Source organism: uncultured Aquimarina sp. (genome assembly GCF_947500065.1).
GTDB lineage: Bacteria > Bacteroidota > Bacteroidia > Flavobacteriales > Flavobacteriaceae > Aquimarina.
The window spans coordinates 149,527-172,478 of record NZ_CANMQT010000005.1; the positions used below are offsets into that span (position 1 = coordinate 149,527).

The window sequence follows — 22,952 nt, forward strand, 5'->3', positions numbered from 1 at the left end:
TATCAAAATCGAACACTTTTATTTTCAAACAAAACACTAAACAACTAATTATCAGTGTTTTAAATATTCGGCATCATCTTCTCTATATAATTAACACAAGTAATTCATTCAATCAAAAACGAACAGTATGATCTTTAATTATATAAAAATCGCTTTCCGTAGTTTACTCAAAAACAAAGGCTATAGTTTCCTAAATATTTTTGGCTTAGCTATGGGAATTACCTGCGCAAGTTTAATTTTTCTTTGGGTAGAAGACGAAGTAAGTTTTAATGATTCTTTTGCTAAACAAGATCAAATCTACTACATTCCAACCAATCAGAATTATGACGGTGAATGGCGCACATTTTATTCCACACCAGGTCCTCTGGCACAGGTAATGAAAGACGAGATTCCCGGAATTACAAAAGCCACTCGTTCCAGTTCAGAAGAACGTCTTTTTACTGTTGGTGATAATGCCATTAATAGAAGAGGTCGATATGCAGATGCTGATTTTTTAGAAATTTTTAGCCTTAAATTTATAGAAGGAGATAGAGATAAGGCCTTTAATAATCCTGAAGCAATCGTTATTACCAAAGAAACTGCAGCACAACTTTTCGGAGAAAACACTAAAGTATTTGGAAAAACAATTAAAGTAAACAACCAAGATACGTACCTTATTACAGGAGTTATTGAAAACCTTCCAAAAAACGTATCCTTCCCTTTTGATTGGGTTGCTCCTTTTGAAAGATATCGGGATGGTGCAGAGTGGATGACGACGTATGGAAGTAATTTTTCGGATACTTTTGTTGAACTATCTCCAGAAGCCAATTTTGAAGAAGTTGACAAAAAAGTTCGAGAAATACTACCTATAAAAAACACAAATAGCGATACCTATGCTTTTTTACATACCATAAAAGATTGGCATTTAAGATCAAAATTCGAAGGAGGAAAAAAAGTTGGAGGAAAAATCATTTTTGTTCGTCTCTTTTCTATAATAGCATTGATAATATTGCTTATCGCCTGTATCAACTTTATGAATTTATCTACCGCTAGAAGTGAAAAAAGAGCGAATGAAGTTGGAGTCAGAAAAGCAATAGGGTCTAGTCGTCCAAGGTTGATGATCCAGTTTGTTATCGAATCACTTATGATGGCGTTTTTTGCATCTTTAGTTAGTATACTGTTATTATTCTTGATATTACCACAATTCAACCTTCTGATCGAAAAAGAGCTAATACTAGGCTTATCTAATCCCGTTCATATCGGAATCTTATTCACCATAACTATTATTTGTGGAGTTTTTGCCGGGTTATATCCTGCCTTCTATTTATCCTCTTTTAAACCTGTAGAAGTTTTAAAAGGTTTAAAAGTAACTAGTGGTTCTGCATCTTTTATAAGAAAAGGATTGGTAGTAGGTCAATTCACAATATCCATTGTGTTCATTATTTGTACCATACTCGTATATCAACAAATTCAGCACGTAAAAAATAGAGATTTAGGATATAACAAAGATCATTTAATTAGAATGCGTGCTAATGGTAATATTATTGAGAAATTTAGTGTTTTTGAGCAAGACTTAAAAAATACCGGTATTGTTGAGGGTGTTGCATTAAGTAACTCTCAAATGTTATCTGCTGGTAATAATGGATCAGGTTTGGAATGGCAAGGAGGAACGAATACTGAAGAAGTTTTGATTTCATATAGACATGTGAACTCAGATTTTTTTAAGACTACAGGAATAGCCCTTATAGAAGGAAGAGGTTTTAAGAAAAATCAAAACCTGGACAGCACCAATGTAATAATAAGTGAATCCTTCGCTAAACTTATGGGTGATGGTTCCCCTATCGGAAAAACGATAACCGGAGGTGATGATGTTTATAATGTAATCGGTATTGCAAAAAACTACCAATATGGTGATATGTATGGAACAAGTGATCCTGTTATGTTTTTTAATAACCATAACTACGCTCGATATTTCTATATAAAAACCAAATCTGGGGTAGCCCTAAATGATATGCTTGCCTCTATTGAAAAAGTAATGAAAAAAAATAATCCTGCTTTTCCTTTTGAATATACGTTTGTAGATGAAGCATTTAATGCTGTATTTAAAAGTGAACAGTTGGTAGGTAAACTGTCACAAATATTCGCACTACTAGCTATCTTAATTTCTTGCTTGGGACTTTTTGGATTAGCCGCTTATACTGCAGAGCAGCGTAGCAAAGAAATTGGAGTAAGAAAAGTATTAGGAGCAAGTGTAACAGGAATCGTAAAACTTTTATCCAAAGATTTTCTGAAATTAGTATGTATCGCAATTTTGTTAGCTATTCCATTAGCTTGGTTAGTAATGAATAACTGGTTGGAAGATTATGCATATAGAATCGAAATCAACTGGTTCGTTTTTGTAATCGCAGGATTTGTAGCCATCATAATTGCACTAGCTACTGTAAGTTTTCAAGCCATTAGAGCTGCAATTGCAAATCCAGTAAATAGCTTAAAAACTGAATAAAAATAGTAGCGATGGTTAGAAATTATATAAAAATAGCATTCAGAAATTTTTGGCGAAACAAGCTCAATAGTTTTATCAACTTAGTTGGATTGTCTTTAGGATTGGCAGCTTGTATTCTCATAACAATGTATGTGTCTCATGAGAAAAGTTATGACCAGTTTCACACAGATTCTAATCGCATTTTCAATATCGCTGGAAAGTTTAAAATGGGGGATTCTGATATAAGGATGATCAGGTTGAGTTCAGTGGTATCCAAACGATTAAAAGAAAGGGACCCAAACGTTGAAGACGCCTTTCGCTATTATAAATATAACGACCCTATAAGCGTAAAGACCAGCAAATCTAGTCCCGAAACATTTTCTGAAGATAATACTGCAGCAGTTGACGCAAATTTTTTCTCTTTCTTTTCTTTTGATTTATTGAGAGGCGATGCATCTAAAGTTTTAGAAAATCCATTTTCTGTGGTTTTAACTAATGAAACTGCAGAAAAATACTTTGGAACAGTTAACCCAATAGGAAAACAAATTATTGTAAAACAAGACAGCATCTATAATTTTACGGTTACTGGTGTTGTAAAGCAATTTCCAACCAATTCTTCAATTAAAGCAGATATTCTAATATCTATGTCTAGTTTACCGCTCATGAAAGAAACCGAGGCTTTATTTGAATCTAAGCTATTTCAAGGTGGAAGTTTTGCAACCTATTTAAAACTAAAGGATATTAATAAACTAGTTTCAGTGGAAGATAGCGCTACTGAATTAGGTAAACTCGATAGCGACGATTCAGAAACGAGCACATATTCGCTAGCGCCATTTACCAATACGCATTCAGACCAAATAAATACTGGACGTTTTAATTATTTAAACGTATTTCCTATTGTTGCTTTACTTATTTTAATTTTAGCACTCACAAACTACATAAGCTTAACGACTGCGAGAGCAGGCACAAGAGCAAAAGAAGTAGGTGTGCGTAAAATAAGTGGTGCGAACAGAAAAAGTCTAGCATTGCAATTTTATATAGAATCTGGGGTTTTTGTCTGCATATCTTTCCTACTAGGTTTATTTATCACAGCTATTTTTAAAGACCATTTTTTAGCGTTATTGAATATAGAAATTGATAGTTCGTTTTTCTTTAATTGGTCATTTATAACTGTGCTAATAGGTCTTTTGGTATTTGCAGTAATTACTTCAGGTGTATATCCTGCGATGGTATTATCAAGGTTTAATCCTATTAAAAATTTCAGAAATAAATTAGGAAAAAATACGGGAAGTGTTACTGTAAGAAAAGTAACGACAACGCTACAATTTACAATTGCAGTATTATTGGTAGTTTGTGGTGTTGTAATGGCTACGCAATTAGATTTTATGCGGAATAAAGACACTGGTTTGCAGAAGTCAAATATTATTATGATTCCTGTAGAAACCACTATAAATACAAATGCTACCGCTTTTAGAAATGAAATTGAAAAACTTCCAGAAGTAACCCAAACATCAGTTGCCACAAATACAATGTATGGTGGTTATAATATATACTTCAGTACAAAAGAAAATAGTGACGAAAGTTATTCGGTAGCAACCTTTAATGTAGATGAGCATTTTATTGAAACACTTGGTGTATCATGGTATTTACAGCCCAAAGAACGAACAGCTTTTTCAGAAAACAAGAAAATTATTATTAATCAAAAAACAATTAGCGACTTAGGACTAAAACCAGACCCACGAGGCGAACAAATAAGTTTCGGAAGTCTGTTTTTTGAAATTGCAGGTGTTGTAAAAGATTTTAATTACACCTCGTTAGAAAGTCCTATAAAACCGCTTGCGTTTTTTGTAAGCTCAGAAGCTTCTGCCAATAAAGAAATGATGGGTAATTTCAGTTCGTGTCTTTATGTAAAATATGCAGATGAGGCCGAATTATCGACATTAATGAATAAAATCGAAATGGTTTACACAGATTTTGACGAAACTACACCATTTAGTTACCAATTTATGGACGATGCTTTTGATAAACTATACAAAGCCGAAGAACGCATGTCTTCTATGTTTTACATTTTTATGGTTTTGGCATTGGTAATAGCAGGTCTAGGTTTATTAGGCTTAGTAACTTTTGCTTCAGAGCAGCGTGTAAAAGAAATTGGCATTCGTAAAGTGTTAGGTGCTTCAATTTCAGAAATCGTATTGTTACTCTCTACAGATTTTATGAAGCTCGTATTTTTAGCGATAATCATCGCATTACCAATAGCTTGGTATTTGGCAGATAACTGGCTTAATTATTTTGCATACAGAATTGATATGCCATGGTGGTCCTTTGTAATAGCTAGTTTAGTAGCCATAATATTATCAATGACAACAGTGAGTTATAGAGCTGTAAAAGCCGCAATCGCAAATCCAGTAAATAGTTTAAAAACAGAATAACAAATAAAAATATTAAACATGAAACATCTAAAACATTTATTAACCTTACTACTAGTTACCAGTATACAACTAGGAATAGCACAAACAAGAACAACTGTTGATTCTTTCGAAAAAGTAATCATTAGTCCACATATAGAGGCCACCTTTGTAGAGAGTAATGAAGAATCTGTAATCATCGAAGAAAGTACAGAACCGGAAGACAAAATAAATATTGAAGTAAAAGGAAATGTGCTGCGTGTTTATTTGGATGATGCTAAGGAAACTACCAAAAATGAAACGGTAATCATAAATGGAACGAAAAGACAAGTACCTATTTATAAAGGAAAAGTACTTACCATTACCGTAAATTATAAACAGCTCAAAACGCTTTCTATTAGAGGAGAACAAGCAACACTATGTAAAAGTAAGATCGATAGAGAAACATTTCGATTAAAAATTTACGGAGAATCACAAATCGTTTTGAATGATGTTAATTTAGAATACCTAGATGTGGATATTTATGGAGCCAGTACCTTAGAAATAAAAAATGGAAATATCGAAAATCAAAAAATTACAGCCTATGGAGAAAGCTTTACCAACCTACTTGGCGTAGATAATAAAAACACAAAATTGAAAGCTTTCGGAGAAGCTGAATTTAAAATACAAGCATCCAATCGTATTAAACTTACAGCTTTTGGAGAGGCAAGATTATACTACAAAGGCGATGCCAGTATACAAAAAGGCCTGAACATTGGAGAAGTAAAAATATCAGAAATTCAATAATACTAATCATCATCAAAAAACAAATATGATCTTACAACTTAACAACGCCGCCAGAGTAATTAGTTCTGGAGGAAAAAAAATAGCATTACTTGAAAATATAGATTTAAATGTTAATGAAGGAGAGTTTATTTCATTAATGGGTCCATCAGGATCCGGTAAATCTACATTATTGAACTGCATCGGCATGCTTGATAATTTCACCGATGGTGGTTATACTTTTTTAGATGAACAGGTGCATACTATGAAAGAAAAACAACGATCTAAACTATACAAAGAGTATATCGGTTTTGTATTTCAGGCATATCATCTTATCGACGAACTAACTGTTTATGAAAACATAGAAACTCCTCTACTCTACAAAAATGTAAAGTCCTCAGAAAGAAAAGCGCTGGTAGCTGATATGTTAGATCGTTTTAATATTGTTGGTAAAAAAGATTTATTTCCATCTCAATTAAGTGGTGGACAACAGCAATTGGTTGGAATTGCCAGAGCGCTGATTACGAAACCAAAATTAATTTTGGCGGATGAACCTACTGGGAATTTAAATTCTAAGCAAAGTACCGAAATCATGGAGTTATTTTCAGAATTAAATAAGGAAGGCGTAACAATAATACAAGCCACACATTCTGAAAGCAACGCTTCTTATGGCTCAAGAATTATTAATTTATTAGACGGGAGTATCGTCTCTGAATAATCTACAATAACATGTCACTGAAATCAATTATTTATATCAGTGTTTTTCTTTTCCAATTCGTTGGTTTTACACAAAGAAAAGACACCGAAAGGTATTCCCTTGCCCAATGTATAGAAATAGCATTAGAAAACAATTTAGATCTAAAATCTACTGTTTTAAATGCTAACACTGCTAAAATTAATCACAGACAAGCAAAAACAAATATACTACCATCCCTAAATGGTAATTATAATATAGGTGTAAACAACGGAAGAAGTATTGATCCTTTTACCAATGATTTTATAAATCAAGAGCTTACTTTTTCTAATGCACAGTTAAGCCTGGATGCTACAATATTTAATGGTTTTAGATTAATAAACTCCTTACGTCAACAGCGATTAAACAGATTAGCTTCTGAACAAGAAATTCAAGAAGCACAGCAAACACTAATCTTGAATGTAACCTTAGCATATCTTCAGGTATTAAATAGCGGAGACATTTTAGAATTAGCAAAAAACCGTGAGGAAACTACACAAAAGCAGCTAAAAAGGCAGCAAGACTTATTTGATGAAGAAATAGGTAATCCAGCAGATTTTGCAGATATCAAAGGACAAAAAACAATCGATGAAACGAACATTTTAATTCTAGAAAGTGCTTTTAAAAACGCTAAGTTAAATCTATTACAATTACTGAATCTAAAAAATGATATTAGCATTAGTACCACAGATGTTTTATTAAATTTAGATCCTTATATGGAGTCCTCTGAAAATGTGTTTTCAGATGCACTAGAGAATTTAGCTACATTTAAGGCAAAAGAACTAAGAGTAGAGGCCGCAAGAAAAGGTGTACACGTTGCTAGAGCACAATACATTCCAGAGGTTTCTTTCTTTGGGCGACTAAACACAAATTACTCTAGTGTAGCAGAAACTTTTACAGAAACTGGTTCTAGTATTGTAGAAACAGGTGATTTTGTAACCATCAATAATCAAGAAATTCCTGTACAAACGAATCAATCAATATTTACAGGTACGCAAATAGATTATGGAGATCAGTTTGATAACAATCTAAATACAGTAATAGGTGTAGCTGTCAACATTCCCTTATTTAATGGGTTTAGAGCTAAAAACAATGTTGCTTTAGAAAAAATTAAGGTAAACGAATCGATACTAGAATTACAAAGAACAGAACAACAAATCAAGAATGCCATTGACCAAGTATACTTTGATATGCAAAATGCTTTTAAACGCCATAATAGTTTCCTAAAACAGGTAGAAGCATTCGAGGAATCGTTTCGCGTGAATGAAATTCGTTTTAATAATGGCGTATCTAATTTTTTAGCATATATAACCAGTAAAAACAATCTAGATACTGCAAAAACCAATCTAACTAATGCTAAATATGAATATTTACTACGTGTTAAAATATTAGAATTTTATCGAGGAAATACGCTTTGATTGTAAAGTAACCTAGTACAATAAACTCTTTAACTTTTCATCCAAAAAAAGATTTATAAAAAACCCGGAACAAATGTTCCGGGTTTTTCTTTATACTTGTTGTTATAAATATTTATTGTTTAATAATTCTTTGGGTTAATGAACCATTTTCAGAATACACAGTCATCAAATACACTCCTGATTCCATAGATGAAATATCAATGGTATTAACTTCAGAAGTGGAGTTCAGTACTTTAGAAATAATCATTTTACCTCGAATATCAAAGATTTCTGCTTTTTCTATACGTAAACTAGTATCCGTATGTATAGTAATGCTATTAGTTGCTGGAATAGGATACAATCGTACACCGGTTGCTAGTAGTTCATCATCAACACCTAATAAGTTATCATACGTAATACTAAATTGAGGAGCAGCTTCATTTCCTGTCATTCCTCCATCCACAGCAACATTAGCATTTACATCTATAGTAACATTACCTGCTGCTGTAGGAATAATATCCACTGTATACACAGCTCCTGATCCGCTAAAATTAGAAGTAGTACCATTACCTACAGTGATCTCTCCTTCTACAAAACCTGTTACACTTCCAGAAAAAGTAATCGTTACTGGTATTGGGTTTGCTCCAGTTGGACCAATCTCTGTAGAAGTAATCGCAACAGTTTGACCTGTAATATCAGCGGATAATGTTGGTTGCGTTAGAGTATAATTTCCAGAATCAGTTCCTGAGATGCTATATCCAGTAGTATTGATCGTAATTCCTGTACCTCCATTTGGAGAAGCAAAGATAAATACCGGTGATCCACCTAAGGTAACATCATCTGCTCCTATAATACCTGATAAAGCTGCAGTTCCACTTGCTGTAGCTGCTGTGGTTCCATCATATATCTTATCATCGCCTGTAATTCCTGTAACCGTTAATGGTGCTTGAGTAATATCTGCTGATAATGTTGGTTGGGTAAGCGTATAGTTTCCTGCGTCAACTCCACCAAGTGTATATCCTGTGGTAGTAATTGTAATTCCTGTTCCTACATTCGATGATGCGAATGCATACACTGGTGTACCAATCAAGGTAACATCATCACCTCCTGATACTCCTGATAAAGCAGCCGTTCCGCTTGCACTTGCTACAGTGGTTCCATCATATATTTTGTTATCTCCTGTAAGACCTGTAATGGTTAATGGAAGTATATTAGAAATTGTATATGTTTCATCAGTTACTGGGGCAGTTGTTGATAATACACCTCCTCCACCTGATGAGATTGTTGCTTCGAATGTTAGATCTGCAGATGCCAGTGCTGATGGTATGTATATAATTCCACCAGCAAATGGGTCTCCAGCTAATGCATCGAAAGTAAGTGATGATCCAAATGCTCCTGTAATTCTAATTGTATATACACTTCCAGAAGTTACTGTGGCAGGAGTAGAAAAAGTAAATTTTTGTTTATATGCAGTAAATTGATCAACGAAAGTCACTGCTTCGGTAGCTAAAACGGTACCAGTTAAACCATCTCCTAAGCGAAGTTCCAGTGTTCCGGCACCACTATAAGTTGCAGCTACATTCATATAAAAAGTAACATCTATCAAATTACCATCTGAAGAGGCTGTAAACGACTGTCCAATTTCTGTTTGAGCGATTGTATTACCAGTAGCTGTTTGACTTAAAACAGATCCTGTGAACTCTTCAATATTATTTGAACCAGAAACACCGCCATTACCTTTTATATCTAAATTCAATGTACCGTTTGAACTGGTTACTTCTGTTACGGTCACATCATAAATAGATGTGCTGATTGGAGTAACCAAACTAATAATACCATCACCTGCAGATGTTCCACTTAATGCAAAATCGCTAACATCAACATTTATAACTGGCTTTGCAAACGTTACTCGAAATATAACCTGATCCGCACTTGTTGTTGCATCAGTTGGGTCTGACCTTACAATTGATGTAATTATAACTGGTGCAGCAGTAATATCAGCTGATAATGTAGGCTGCGTCAGTGTATAGTTACCTGAATCAGTTCCATTAATAGTATAACCAGTAGTAGTAATCGTGATTCCTGTTCCTACATTAGCACTGGCAAAGGTAAAGACTGGTGAACCACCTAAAGTAACATCATCTCCTACCTCTACTCCAGATAAACTTGCGGTTCCTGTGGCAGTTGCAGCAGTCGTTCCATCATCTACTTTGTTGTCTCCAGTAATTCCTGTAATCGTTAAGGCTTTGGCTGTAATGTCTGCTGATGTGGTTGGTTGAGTCAACGTATAGTTTCCTGCATCCGTCCCTGATATTACAAAACCTGTGGTGTTTACTGTAATTCCTGTACCTACATTTGCGGACGCAAAAGTAGAGACTGGTGCACCTCCTATACTTACAATATCGCCTGGTATCACCCCTGTTAAAGTATCCGTTCCGCCGGTTGTCCCTGAAGTCGTACCATCATAAACTTTATTACTTACAGTAATCCCTAACATAGTTAATTCTTTAGCAGTAATATCTGCTGAAAGTGTCGGTTGCGTTAAGGTATATTTTCCGGCATCAGTTCCAGAGATCGTATAGCCTGTTGTGGTTATCGTGATTCCTGTACCCACGTTTGCTGATGCAAAAGTAAAGACTGGACTTCCTCCTAAACTAACATCATCTCCTACTTCTACTCCTGCTAAGGATGCTGTTCCTGTGGCACTTGCCGCAGTTGTATCATCATATACTTTGTCATCGCCTGTTATACCTGTAATGGTTAAAACTCCCAGTGCTGTGGTGTCATTGGCATTCAGTCCTGTAGTTTCATAGGTTTCTATTCCAGTACAATCGTTATAGGCATATACCTGGAAAAAATATTGTGTCCCTGGATCTAAACCTGTTATTGTTACTGTTGGTGAATTTGATATTCCAAAGTAAATAGGTTGTTGTCCTGCATTATTCCAATTAAGATTGGCCACTGGCTCATCTCCGTCATTTGGTGCCGAAAAACTATTAGTACTATTGATATATACTGTATATCCTGTTGCACCGCCTGCTGGTGCAGTAAAACTATTCAACGTAAGTGTTGATGATGTTTCTGCTCCAAATGATGCACTCGTAGCCTGTGCTGTAGGTGCCGAACATCCTCCGGCTAAATAATTACAACCTGGAGCTGGATAATTTATTGTTGCAGTTGTAGTAACAAAATTACCAATGGTAAATAAGGATTCTCGTAAATCAGAAACTGTGGTAATATTTCCCTGATTACAGTCAAATTGATAGTTATCAGATGTACCTCCATTTTGCATTGCTGTAAATGCCGCAATCGATAAGCCCGTAGGGATTGCACTAGTAGTAGTAGTAGCGGCTTCAGTAAATCCAAGTCCTCCTATATAAACCGCTGCAATATAAGTCGTTGGTACACCTACTGTTCCTGTATAGGCAATCAATGAATCTCCAGAACTTGACATGGAAAATGCTCCTGTTTCTGTTGTTGTTCCTGTTTCCATTCCTCCTACAGTAGAAGTTCCTGTAAAATTCGAATCTCTAGGTAATAAAATAGAAACTTCTGTCCCAGCAGGAAGCGATCCTGTATAGGTCCAGGTAACCGTTCCTTCTCCTCCTAATAAGGAACCTGAACCACTATTGAATCCGTCATCCGTAAAATGAATAGTAGTAGTTCCTGAAATATCTGTTAACAACACAAAACTAAATTCATCATTTCCATCGGTATTAATAGATGAAAAAGCGATGTCACCTACTCCTAAGGAAGTAAAAACTGCCGCTGTAGTCGTCTTAGCATCTTTTTCTAATGTTTCTTTCTTATCCTCCATCAATTTTGAATCAACGGATTTTGATACCATTGAAAACGATTGAAAGGAAAAAAAAGTAAATAATAAAAAGGATACTAGAAAAGTAATTTTATTCATATTAAATAAGATTTGGTTTATTATTTTTTTGAATATTATAGAGGATAGTAAAAACCTAATTTAAAATTCGATAAAAACATCGATTAACAGATGCTTGTGAAAACTATGAATCAAATAGAATCTAAAATATTCAACATAAAATCATATTAAGGCATGTATTCATATGAATACTTTATAAAAAACCCGGAACAAATATTCCGGGTTTTTCTTTATACTTGTTGTTATAAATATTTATTGTTTAATAATTCTTTGGGTTAATAAACCATTTTCAGAATACACAGTCATCAAATACACTCCTGATTCCATAGATGAAATATCAATGGTATTAACTTCAGAAGTGGAGTTCAGTACTTTAGAAATAATCATTTTACCTCGAATATCAAAGATCTCTGCTTTTTCTAAACGTAAACTAGTATCCGTATGTATAGTAATGCTATTAGTTGCCGGGATAGGATACAATCGTACACCAGTTGCTAGTAGTTCATCATCAACACCTAATAAGTTATCATACATAATACTAAACTGAGGAGCAGCTTCATTTCCTGTCATTCCTCCATCCACAGCAACATTAGCATTTACATCTACAGTAACATTACCTGCTGCTGTAGGAATAATATCCACTGTATACACAGCTCCTGATCCACTAAAATTAGAAGTAGTACCATTACCTACAGTAATATCACCTTCTACAAAACCTGTTACACTTCCAGAAAAAGTAATTGTTACTGGTATTGGGTTTGCTCCAGTTGGGCCAATCTCTGTAGAAGTAATCGCAACAGTTTGACCTGTAATATCAGCGGATAATGTTGGCTGCGTTAGGGTATAATTTCCAGAATCAGTTCCTGAGATGGTATATCCAGTAGTAGTGATCGCAATTCCTGTACCTCCATTTGGAGAAGCAAAAGTAAAGATCGGTGTTCCACCAAGTGTTACATCATCTACTCCTACTATGCCAGATAAAACTGCTGTTCCACTTACTGTAGCTGCTGTTGTTCCATCATATACTTTATCATCACCTGTAATTCCTGTTACCGTTAATGGTGCTTGAGTAATGGCAAAGGTGCTCGTTACAAAGGATACACTATAGTTTGTATCCGCTGCTGATCCTGGTGTAACCACATAGTTTGCTACATTCTCTCCTGTCGCTCTTGAAATACTTACTGGTGTATCTAAATCTCCTTCTACATCTCCATTCACAAACCCTGTAATCGTATAGGTAAGTGTTGGATCCGTTGCGCCATACACTTTAGAAAGTCCTGAATCGGCAGTTACCGTTAAAGCAGCTTGGGTAATCCCAAAGGTGCTAGTTACAAAGCTTACTGAATAGTTAGTGTCCGTTGCTCCTGATGGTGTAACCACATAATTCGCTACATTCTCACCGGATGCTCTTGAAATACTTACTGGCGTATCTAAATCTCCTTCTACATCTCCATTCACAAACCCAGTAATCGTATAGGTAAGTGTTGGATCCGTTGCTCCATACACTTTAGAAAGTCCTGAATCGGCAGTTACCGTTAAAGCAGCTTGGGTAATCCCAAAAGTGCTCGTTACAAAGCTTACTGAATAGTTCGTATCCGCTGCTGATGCTGGCGTAACAACATAATTCGCTACATTCTCTCCGGAAGCTCTTGAAATACTTGCTGGCGTATCTAAATCTCCTTCTACATCTCCATTCACAAACCCGGTAATCGTATAGGTAAGTGTTGGATCCGTTGCGCCATACACTTTAGAAAGTCCTGAATCGGCGGTCACCGTTAAAGCAGCTTGGGTAATGGCAAAGGTGCTCGTTACAAAGGATACACTATAGTTCGTATCCGTTGCTGATCCTGGCGTAACAACATAATTGGCTACATTCTCTCCCGATGCTCTTGAAATACTAACTGGAGTATCTAAATCTCCTTCTACATCTCCATTCACAAACCCAGTAATCGTATAGGTAAGTGTTGGATCCGTTGCTCCATACACTTTAGAAAGTCCAGAATCAGCGGTTACTGTTAAGGCAGCCGGTGTAATCCCAAAGGTGCTCGTTACAAAGCTTACTGAATAGTTCGTATCCGCTGCTGATGCTGGCGTAACAACATAGTTCGCTACATTCTCTCCCGATGCTCTTGAAATACTTACTGGCGTATCTAAATCTCCTTCTACATCTCCATTCACAAACCCTGTAATCGTATAGGTAAGTGTTGGATCCGTTGCGCCATACACTTTAGAAAGTCCTGAATCGGCGGTTACCGTTAATGGTGCTTGCGTAATGGCAAAGGTGCTCGTTACAAAGGATACACTATAGTTCGTATCCGCTGCTGATGCTGGCGTAACAACATAATTCGCTACATTCTCTCCGGAAGCTCTTGAAATACTTACTGGTGTATCTAAATCTCCTTCTACATCTCCATTCACAAATCCAGTAATCGTATAGGTAAGTGTTGGATCCGTTGCGCCATACACTTTAGAAAGTCCTGAATCCGCTGTTACCGTTAAAGCAGCTTGGGTAATGGCAAAGGTGCTAGTTACAAAGCTTACTGTATAATTAGCATCAGATGCTCCTGCCGGAGTAATAACATAATTTGCGACATTCTCTCCTGAAGCTCTTGAAATAGTCACTGGAGTGTCTAAACTTCCTTCATTGTCTGTTCCTTGGAATCCTGTTATCGTATAGGTTAAGGTTGGATCCGTTGCACCATACACTTTAGAAAGTCCTGAATCCGCTGTTACGGTTAAAACTCCAAGTGCTGTAGTGTCATTGGTACTGAGTCCTGTCGTCTCAAACGTGTTTGTTCCGCTACAATCATTATAGGAATATACTCGGAAGAAATATTGTGTATTTGGATCTAAGCCTGTAACTGTAACTCCCGCATTGGATGTCCCAGCAAATACTACCTGGTCTCCTCCGCCATATACTGTATTGGCAGAAGGCAAAGCACCGTCAGTTGGTGCTGTAAAAGTATTATCTGTGGTCATTATAATTACATAACCGGTTGCTCCTCCTGCTGGTGCAGTAAAACTATTCAATGTAAGTGTTGAAGATGTTTCTGTTCCAAATGACGCACTAGTTGCTTGGGCTGTAGGTGCCGAACATCCTCCGGCTAAATAATTACAACCTGGAGCTGGATAATTTATTGTTGCAGTTGTAGTAACAAAATTACCAATGGTAAATAAGGATTCTCGTAAATTAGAAACTGTGGTAATATTTCCCTGATTACAGTCAAATTGATAGTTATCAGATGTACCTCCATTTTGCATTGCTGTAAATGCCGCAATCGATAAGCCCGTAGGGATTGCACTAGTAGTAGTAGTAGTGGCTTCAGTAAATCCAAGTCCTCCTATATAAACCGCTGCAATATAAGTCGTTGGTACACCTACTGTTCCTGTATAGGCAATCAATGAATCTCCAGAACTTGACATGGAAAATGCTCCTGTTTCTGTTGTTGTTCCTGTTTCCATTCCTCCTACAGTAGAAGTTCCTGTAAAATTCGAATCTCTAGGTAATAAAATAGAAACTTCTGTCCCTTCAGAAAGCGATCCTGTATAGGTCCAGGTAACCGTTCCTTCTCCTCCTAATAAGGAACCTGAACCACTATTGAATCCGTCATCCGTAAAATGAATAGTAGTAGTTCCTGAAATATCTGTTAACAACACAAAACTAAATTCATCATTCCCATCGGTATTAATAGATGAAAAAGCGATGTCACCTACTCCTAAGGAAGTAAAAACTGCCGCTGTAGTCGTCTTAGCATCTTTTTCTAATGTTTCTTTCTTATCCTCCATCAATTTTGAATCAACGGATTTTGATACCATTGAAAACGATTGAAAGGAAAAAAAAGTAAATAATAAAAAGGATACTAGAAAAGTAATTTTCTTCATAAGCATAAAAATTTTATGTTATTAATTTTTTAAAAGACCCTCGAAAGTACTAAAAAATTAACATTTATTCGATAAAAACATTACAAACTACGATAAACGGGTGTTTATACCTGATTACAAAACCGGTAAAACCTCTCTATAGCCTATACACATTATTATCAATATTTTTTTCAATCAATAGATAATTAGGGTCAATTATCACTCTGTAAGGTTTTTCTTTTAAATTAAAACGAATCAGATTAGAGCTTTCAGATACTTTTAATATTTCTATAGATATCAATTCATCATATTCATTATAAAACCCAATCTCTATATAATCCTTCAAAGTAAGAGATGCTTCTTCTGCACTATTTCTATACTTAGAAATTGTAAAATCAACCTCAACTTCATAGATGCTTTTTTCATCTGAAGTCACTTTTGCATTCTCTACTTTAGTATCATAAAATGTAACCGTTTCAAAAAGATCCTCTACCATATATTTTAATGAATCTGGAGTCTCTTTTCGAAATCTTTCTACCAACTCTATAGAAGTAGGATATGGAGCTTCTTTATTTTGATATTCCATGAAGAAGTCTTTCAGAATTCTATGCATTTTTTCTTTCCCCAGATAATGACTTAGCGTATTAAACGCTATTGTTCCTTTACCATATGCTAGATATTGCTGATCATCTACCAGATATAGCGGTGGTTCTATAGTTGTTTCTGAAGTTCTTCCTTTGATATATCGACCATGTTGCATTTTTAGAAAATCAAGTTTTTTTTCTTTCCCATAGTGGTCTTCAAAAATATTCAGGGATATGTATTCTGTAATACTTTCGCTTAACATGATCGCACCTAAAGCATCCGCAGGTACCACTTGATTTGCCCACCATTGATGTGTTAATTCATGAGCAATCGTATAAAATGAGATATCTATCGTTTCATCCGAACTATTGGCTATAAAACGCATTTCTGAAGTAGGAATACTATTGGCCATTACAGAAGCATAGGTTCCTTCTGTTATTGGAAATTCTATAATTCTAGCTTCGGTAAATTGATATGCCCCAAAATGCTTCGTATTATAATCCAATGCCGCTTTTAGACCTTCTTTCATTTTTGCAAGGTTATATCTATGATCTTTATGATGATAGATTTCTAAAGCTACATTTTTATAGTGCTCTTTTTCGATTTCAAAAACTCCAGAACTAAAGCTTAAGGAGTTTTTGATTTTAGTATCTGTCTTATATTCAAAATAACTCCTCATATCTTCTTTCCATGCTCGTTTTAAATATCCAGGAGCAATCGCTATTTGATCCTGAGAGGTACTTATCACCGTTTGTAAACTAATAAAATCCGAATCCATTGAATAATAGTGCTTCTCTCTTGATGTACTATCATTTGGATGTTTTTTATTAGTATCCAAAAAATACCCAATTCTAGGAAAAATATTATTTTTAAAGAACGTTCCATTGTGCAATACATTAGCGTTATTCTTAAAAAGTGTATTCGGTTTACTTTTTAGTTTAAAGTTTAATTGCATACTGTCCATAGGTGCTAATCCTTTCTCCAGTTTTACTACTGAAAACTTTACATAGACATCTTGATCTACAATTTCTGAAGCTTTGTCTAATGTAAATGAAGTTGTTTCGTTAAACCCTGTTTTTACCAAGATGGTATCTATTACTTGTTGTGATGTATTAAGCAAAGTATAGCTCCCTTGCACTTCTAAATCATTGGTTTCCGGAAAAATGTCTATGTGTAGATTAATATCTGTGACTTTTGGTTGAATTTCGATCTTAGCATATTTAGAAAAACTTTTTTCGAATTGACTAAAAGCTTCATCCTGTTCTCTTGTTGATAATTCTGTTTGTCGATTTTCTTCTCTATGGATCGTAAATCCTAACACCACAAATCCAATTAAAACCAATCCTCCAATACCTTTAACCTGCCCGGTAAATCTAGTTTTTCCAAAAAAGAAGCGCTCTCTAATGGATTGATGCATGCCTCTTATCCATAGTAAATGGGACACAATCACTAGCAGTACAACAAAAAAGAACCAATATCCCTTTACTAAAAAATAAGGTGTTAGTTGATGTCCATAGGCATTGATATCCGAATACTGCATCGGTTCAGAAAAATTAAACAATATCAACAAAGAATCTACCCCTATTTGTTGTAATCCAGAAACTCCAAACCATCCCATAAGGAGTATAAAAATTCCTAAATACGTATTTCTTACCAGCGTATGGATAAAAACTGAAGCAAGTGCCCAAATCATCAGTCCAATAAACTTGACAATAAATAAATCAAAAACATATACACCAATCTCAAAATTATAATAATCATTATAGATCTGAATAATAATTCCGGATAACATCATTATAAAAAGCAATACTACTTGCATTTTTATGATCGCAATAATTTTTGATAGTAATAATGTAAAATCAGGTATTGGAGTAGCATCAACTAACTGATTCATATTAGATACCTGATCCTTATGAACAAGCATACCACTATAAATAAAAGTAAGCAACATAATGATCGTAGTAAAGAAAAATGCAGGTATCGTTAATACAACATTGGTTACTGGCAAAATTGTCATCTCACTGTTATTAGTAACCTTCGCTATTGCAAATAAAACCGATAAAATTCCAAAAGCAATAATGATATAAAACATTCGACTTTTTACAATAGTCCGAAAATTAACTACTGATAATAACCAACTATTTTTTAGTTGTTGTTTATTAGAAAACTGATAAGATACTTTAGGTAATTGAATATTGATACCTCCTCTAATACTCTTTCTAGCCTTACGTTTTTCTGCTTTCTTTTTAAATAGTGTACTACTCGCATGTTCGGTTAACGTAAATTTTCTATACACATAACCAACTATCAAAACCGTAAAAAACAACCATACAATTCTATTGTATAGAGCAACACCTAGCATAGGTATCAATTTCATGTTTTTATCCTCTAGTGTCCAATATTGTGTTTCATATAGTACTGCATTTTGCCCAAAAGGATCTAGTAATGCTATGGAAACACCCTGAAACATATTTTGGGTAATATTTTGAAGTAAAAATAAAATTAGAATAATAACGAATCCTACATATATATTTCTAAAATACGCTACTACGGCAAAAACAATGGCTCCATAGAAAAGTAAATTAGGAACTGTGTATAGTAAAAAAGCTTGTAGATACCCCACTAAACGAAAATCACCCATTTTGTTACGATCCAAACCTGGTAAGTGTTCTGTTAGTATCATAACAACAGTTGCCATTATTGCTATTCCAAAAACCAATGTTAATGCGCTTAAAAACTTACCGAGTATATACGCTCTCTTTTTAATAGGAAAGCTATACAGTACGCTATGTGCATTATCCTTAAAGTCTTTATAAACCGTTGCTCCAATAATAGCAGGTAATAAAAACAACATCAATTTATTAAAATACTGAAGTAGATAATTAATCTCAAAAGGGGAATTGATTAATCTAGCAGCTTTTGTAGCTAATGGAGGATCAAATAAACCTCCAGTACCTGCAATCGCAATAAATGCCAATCCTGAGAACACCAACATATATAGGTATAACACAGGTTTCTTAATCCAGAATTTTAATTCGTATAAAAAAATATGTTTACACATGATCTTGTATTTATTGGTTAGACTTTTCAAGAGCTATGAAATACACATCTTCTAAATTGGGGAGAACGCTTTCAAACTCTGCAGTAGGTTTCTCTAGTGCGTGTACTCTAATACGTATAGAATTATCTTCATTATAATTAGATGACAAAACAGTATATTTCTCTTGCATATTTAGCAAGTGCTTTTTATCAATGGTCATCGTCCAGATTTGATTTTTAATAGCTTTTGTAGCTTCAGAAGGAATTGTTTTTTGAAGAATTTTTCCTCCATTCATAATAGCCATATCTGTACATAACTCTTTTACATCTTCTACTATATGTGTTGAAAAAATCACTGTGTTTTCTGCTCCAACTTCTCTAAGTACATTTAAAAATCTATTGCGCTCCGCAGGATCTAATCCGGCTGTAGGTTCATCTACGATGATTAACTTTGGATTGTTTAATAACAATTGAGCAATTCCAAAGCGTTGTTTCATACCTCCAGAATAACCGCTCACATACTTTTTTCGAACATCATATAGATTCGTAAGTTCTAATACTCTTTGTACAAGTAAATTTCTGTCTTTTTTGGAAGCGATCCCTTTTAATATTGCGAAATAGTCCAGCAATTTCTCTGCGGATACTTTTTGATACACCCCAAAAGATTGTGGCAAATACCCCAACAATTTCCTTAGTTTCATAGGGTGATCCAAAATATTAAAACCATGAAATACTATTGCACCAGAATCAGGAGCTTGTAGTGTAGCAATAGTTCTCATTAATGAGGATTTTCCCGCTCCATTAGGTCCTAACAACCCAAACATACCCTTACTTATTTCCAGGTTCAGATGATCAATAGCCACTACTCCATTGGCATAAGTTTTTGTTACGTTTTCTATAAATAAGTTCATGGTTCTAATTGGTATTGGTTACAAAATTCAGTTTGAAATTTCTTTAATTCCAGAAAGCTTTCTTTAGGAACTGCTTCTAAAAAAGGAATCCTTTTTGACAGTTTTTCATGATCAACTACGGCCTCAATATCCACGTTGCACGCATAATATTTAGTATACAATCTGCCTATAGGATATAATTCGACCATTACGTTTATACTCATAATGGTTAGACAAAACACGATGTTGACAATAGTTTTCTTCATTACCTATTACACGCACCAAATCCTCAATTGTTACTGCTACACATGAAGATTCCATTGAACTGGGCGAAATAGCATTTTAACTAGGGTATCATGGCTTTGAAAACTTACCTCTAATTGTTACAAATTATAGAGAACATCGTCTAATAAGTATGAAACATTAAGATTACCAAATGGATAATTCGAACATCAGAAAAGTATTCAGGAACAAAGAAATTTATTTTCATCTGCTATTCTGGGTATTTTATTTTGCTACTATAAATGCTATCTGGACAGATAATTGGTTTGATCGAAGTCTTAGACCAGGAACGGTATCACAATTTGCAATACTATTATTTCCGTTATTCTTTTATTTTAATGCATTCTGGTTAATTCCTAAATATTTAAAAAAAAGAAAGTGGTTTCATTATATAATCATTACAGCAGTTTTTATTGTTCTCGTTGAATGTTTTAGAATTCTTATACATATAGCTTTTAATGGTATCGACACCTCTTTTTATCTAGCATTTATAAAAGAATTTAATAGTTATGACAACCTTATTTTTGGAAGATTAAATCCTGTTTTTTTATGTCTTCAATTTTCTTTTGCATATCGTTTTACAAGAGACTGGATTCTTAATAATACGTTGATAGACAAACTAAAAGCCGAAAAGACTGAAATGGAACTTGCTTTTTTAAAATCCCAGGTGAATCCTCATTTCTTATTCAATAATCTAAATACACTAGATGATTTAATAGACAGAAATCCTAAACAAGCAAAAGAATACTTACACAAGCTATCGAATATGTATCGTTATATCATAACAACGACAGAAAAAGATGTTATAGGTTTACATGAAGAATGGGATTTTATTGATGACTATATCTATCTTTTACAAGAACGTTATGGAAGCTCATATCAATTCATTAAAACAAATACATCAATAGATCTTAAGAATTATTTAATTCCGCCAGCCACCTTACAAAGTCTCATAGAAAATGCTGTAAAACATAACCAAGGGTCTATAAAAAACCCATTAGTTATTACCATTAATATCAACCAAAAGAACTTAACTATTAGTCATAAAAAAAACCTTAAAATAGATCCAACAAATAGTTTAGGTACGGGATTAAAAAACCTTAAATCCAGATATCTGCATTTAAGTAACCAGGAAGTGTTTATCATCGATGCTGACATCTTTTCGGTTACATTACCCTTAATTAAAAATCTATCTTAAAAACTATGAATATTCTTATACTAGAAGATGAACAACGCGCTGGAGAGAAATTAATTGATGCTATCAATTCTGTTACTACCCATTGTACTATTGAGTGGAAAAGAAGCGTTGTAGATGCCATCAATTTTTTAAAAGAAAAGCCTGCATTAGATATTATTTTTTCTGATATTGAGTTATTAGATGGCAATGTTTTTAAGGTATATGAAACGATACGTCCAGAGTGTCCTATCATATTTTGTACTGCTTATAACACCTTTTACATAGATGCTTTTAAAACTAATGGCATTGCTTACTTATTAAAGCCGTATACTACAGCATCCTTTGAATCCGCCTGGAATAAATTTTTACTGCTTTGCAAAAACAACAAAGAAAACGATCCTTCTGATTTATTAGATCAATTAAAAAACATGCTTCATCTCGAAAAAAAGCAATACAAGTCTACATTTTCTATAAAAAAGAGAGATGGTGTATTTCTGCTAAAGGTTACTGAAATCATGTACTTTCAAGCACAAGGTGACTTCGTTTTGGCAATAGATAAAAATGACAAAAAGCATATTATTAATAATTCCCTATCACACATAGAAAATCAAATCGATACTCACATTTTTTTCAGAATTAATAGAAGTGAAGTAATTAATAGAAATAGCATTTATAAATACAATCAGCATATCAAAAACAGAGTGGCAATAACACTAAACCAAAGCGAAACAATACTATACACTTCTAATAGTAAAACATCAGGGTTCAAGAATTGGTTACATTAACAAGTATATAAGATGGAATACTGATTAATTAATAGCACCCAAAGTACGCTTCATAAACTCATACAACATATGCATTTCTTTTTTGCCTGCTTCTCTGCCTAATCGACCTGCAAAATACAACACAAACCAAGTGATAAAAAGCAAGACCATAGCAATGATAGCGTATAGATAATCGTCTCCTAAACTCATATTAACATACATCCAGATACCAGCTCCTATAAATGCCGTGGCCACAATAAAATGGGCAAACATAAAAAATGTCCAAACCGTTGGACTGGGGCCAAAAAGCCCTTTGAGTTTTGGTTGATCATCTATATCATAAATCTCTAAATGTAATTGTGGAGACCAAAAGTGCTGGTCTTTCTTCGGAATTCTTATGAAGACGTGATGATCGATACGACTTATCTTAAAATCTGTGCAGGTTTTTCCTTTTTTCTCGAAAGCTTCCAAAGCTTTTTCTGATGGCATATCCAAATCCAGAAAAAACCGTGGTCGTAAAACAATATCCTTAGTGACCTCCATAGATAACATAATGAGATATCAATGTTACTATAATTCTCAATCTCTTTTACTGACTTTTATCAGTTTTGGTATATTCAGATTTTCAATTACTCTTTCCCTAACGTAGTAAACAATAACTTTTTAAGGAAATTATAAATCTAAAAAGGTGTTAAAGTCTG

Annotated in this window: 13 protein-coding genes; 7 read left to right on the forward strand and 6 right to left on the reverse strand. The window is 34.3% G+C overall.

Annotated elements, in window-relative coordinates:
* The first annotated feature begins 127 nt into the window (after positions 1-127).
* From Q0975_RS16045 to Q0975_RS16065, 5 genes are read left to right on the forward strand one after another with little or no spacing between them, the layout of a single operon-like run.
* Entirely contained in the window at positions 128-2,482 is a 2,355-nt protein-coding gene (locus tag Q0975_RS16045; RefSeq protein WP_299438477.1) for an ABC transporter permease, read from the forward strand.
* Positions 2,483-2,493: 11 nt separating this feature from the next.
* Entirely contained in the window at positions 2,494-4,893 is a 2,400-nt protein-coding gene (locus Q0975_RS16050; protein WP_299438479.1) for an ABC transporter permease, read from the forward strand.
* Between the two features lie 18 nt (positions 4,894-4,911).
* Positions 4,912-5,655: a DUF2807 domain-containing protein gene (locus tag Q0975_RS16055; protein ID WP_299438481.1), complete on the forward strand. Its 744-nt coding sequence runs from the start codon at positions 4,912-4,914 to the stop codon at positions 5,653-5,655.
* Positions 5,656-5,680: 25 nt separating this feature from the next.
* Entirely contained in the window at positions 5,681-6,349 is a 669-nt protein-coding gene (locus Q0975_RS16060; RefSeq protein WP_299438483.1) for an ABC transporter ATP-binding protein, read from the forward strand.
* A gap of 11 nt (positions 6,350-6,360) precedes the next feature.
* Positions 6,361-7,782 carry a TolC family protein gene (locus Q0975_RS16065; protein ID WP_299438485.1) on the forward strand — a complete coding sequence of 474 codons (1,422 nt, stop codon included), beginning with the start codon at positions 6,361-6,363 and terminating at the stop codon, positions 7,780-7,782.
* A gap of 112 nt (positions 7,783-7,894) precedes the next feature.
* Here Q0975_RS16065 and Q0975_RS16070 read toward each other — a convergent pair whose 3' ends face one another.
* The 5 genes from Q0975_RS16070 to Q0975_RS16090 form a co-directional block, all read right to left on the reverse strand.
* Positions 7,895-11,608 carry a YDG domain-containing protein gene (locus Q0975_RS16070; protein ID WP_299438487.1) on the reverse strand — a complete coding sequence of 1,238 codons (3,714 nt, stop codon included), beginning with the start codon at positions 11,606-11,608 and terminating at the stop codon, positions 7,895-7,897.
* 297 nt (positions 11,609-11,905) lie between these two features.
* Positions 11,906-15,469, reverse strand: a complete 3,564-nt coding sequence (locus Q0975_RS16075) for an MBG domain-containing protein (RefSeq protein WP_299438489.1) — start codon at positions 15,467-15,469, stop codon at positions 11,906-11,908.
* 202 nt (positions 15,470-15,671) lie between these two features.
* Entirely contained in the window at positions 15,672-19,160 is a 3,489-nt protein-coding gene (locus Q0975_RS16080) for a M1 family aminopeptidase (protein WP_299438490.1), read from the reverse strand.
* 10 nt (positions 19,161-19,170) lie between these two features.
* Positions 19,171-20,049 carry an ABC transporter ATP-binding protein gene (locus Q0975_RS16085; protein WP_299438492.1) on the reverse strand — a complete coding sequence of 293 codons (879 nt, stop codon included), beginning with the start codon at positions 20,047-20,049 and terminating at the stop codon, positions 19,171-19,173.
* The gene (locus Q0975_RS16090) at positions 20,046-20,252 is read right to left on the reverse strand and encodes a hypothetical protein (RefSeq protein ID WP_299438494.1); all 207 of its coding nucleotides are present in this window, start codon (positions 20,250-20,252) and stop codon (positions 20,046-20,048) included. Before Q0975_RS16090 ends, Q0975_RS16085 begins: the two co-directional genes overlap by 4 nt.
* A gap of 212 nt (positions 20,253-20,464) precedes the next feature.
* On the opposite strand from Q0975_RS16090, the gene Q0975_RS16095 reads away from it, so the two are divergent.
* Together Q0975_RS16095 and Q0975_RS16100 are read left to right on the forward strand one after the other, a co-directional pair.
* Positions 20,465-21,508, forward strand: coding sequence for a sensor histidine kinase (locus tag Q0975_RS16095; RefSeq protein WP_299438495.1), 1,044 nt, complete (start codon positions 20,465-20,467; stop codon positions 21,506-21,508).
* Positions 21,509-21,513: 5 nt separating this feature from the next.
* A complete protein-coding gene (locus tag Q0975_RS16100; RefSeq protein ID WP_299438497.1) occupies positions 21,514-22,272 on the forward strand; it encodes a LytTR family DNA-binding domain-containing protein in 759 nt (252 codons plus the stop codon).
* A gap of 24 nt (positions 22,273-22,296) precedes the next feature.
* Here Q0975_RS16100 and Q0975_RS16105 read toward each other — a convergent pair whose 3' ends face one another.
* Entirely contained in the window at positions 22,297-22,794 is a 498-nt protein-coding gene (locus Q0975_RS16105; RefSeq protein WP_299438499.1) for a GTP-binding protein, read from the reverse strand.
* Between the last annotated feature and the right edge of the window lie 158 nt (positions 22,795-22,952).

Bases quoted from the DNA above. Each gene is read 5' to 3' on its own strand.
- Q0975_RS16045 (WP_299438477.1), top strand. From the start codon at position 128: ATGATCTTTAATTATATAAAAATCGCTTTCCGTAGTTTACTCAAAAAC.
- Q0975_RS16090 (WP_299438494.1), bottom strand. From the start codon at position 20,252: ATGAGTATAAACGTAATGGTCGAATTATATCCTATAGGCAGATTGTAT.
- Q0975_RS16070 (WP_299438487.1), bottom strand. From the start codon at position 11,608: ATGGTATCAAAATCCGTTGATTCAAAATTGATGGAGGATAAGAAAGAA.
- Q0975_RS16075 (WP_299438489.1), bottom strand. From the start codon at position 15,469: ATGGTATCAAAATCCGTTGATTCAAAATTGATGGAGGATAAGAAAGAA.
- Q0975_RS16055 (WP_299438481.1), top strand. From the start codon at position 4,912: ATGAAACATCTAAAACATTTATTAACCTTACTACTAGTTACCAGTATA.
- Q0975_RS16095 (WP_299438495.1), top strand. From the start codon at position 20,465: ATGGATAATTCGAACATCAGAAAAGTATTCAGGAACAAAGAAATTTAT.
- Q0975_RS16080 (WP_299438490.1), bottom strand. From the start codon at position 19,160: ATGTGTAAACATATTTTTTTATACGAATTAAAATTCTGGATTAAGAAA.
- Q0975_RS16065 (WP_299438485.1), top strand. From the start codon at position 6,361: ATGTCACTGAAATCAATTATTTATATCAGTGTTTTTCTTTTCCAATTC.
- Q0975_RS16085 (WP_299438492.1), bottom strand. From the start codon at position 20,049: ATGAACTTATTTATAGAAAACGTAACAAAAACTTATGCCAATGGAGTA.
- Q0975_RS16060 (WP_299438483.1), top strand. From the start codon at position 5,681: ATGATCTTACAACTTAACAACGCCGCCAGAGTAATTAGTTCTGGAGGA.
- Q0975_RS16105 (WP_299438499.1), bottom strand. From the start codon at position 22,794: ATGGAGGTCACTAAGGATATTGTTTTACGACCACGGTTTTTTCTGGAT.
- Q0975_RS16100 (WP_299438497.1), top strand. From the start codon at position 21,514: ATGAATATTCTTATACTAGAAGATGAACAACGCGCTGGAGAGAAATTA.
- Q0975_RS16050 (WP_299438479.1), top strand. From the start codon at position 2,494: ATGGTTAGAAATTATATAAAAATAGCATTCAGAAATTTTTGGCGAAAC.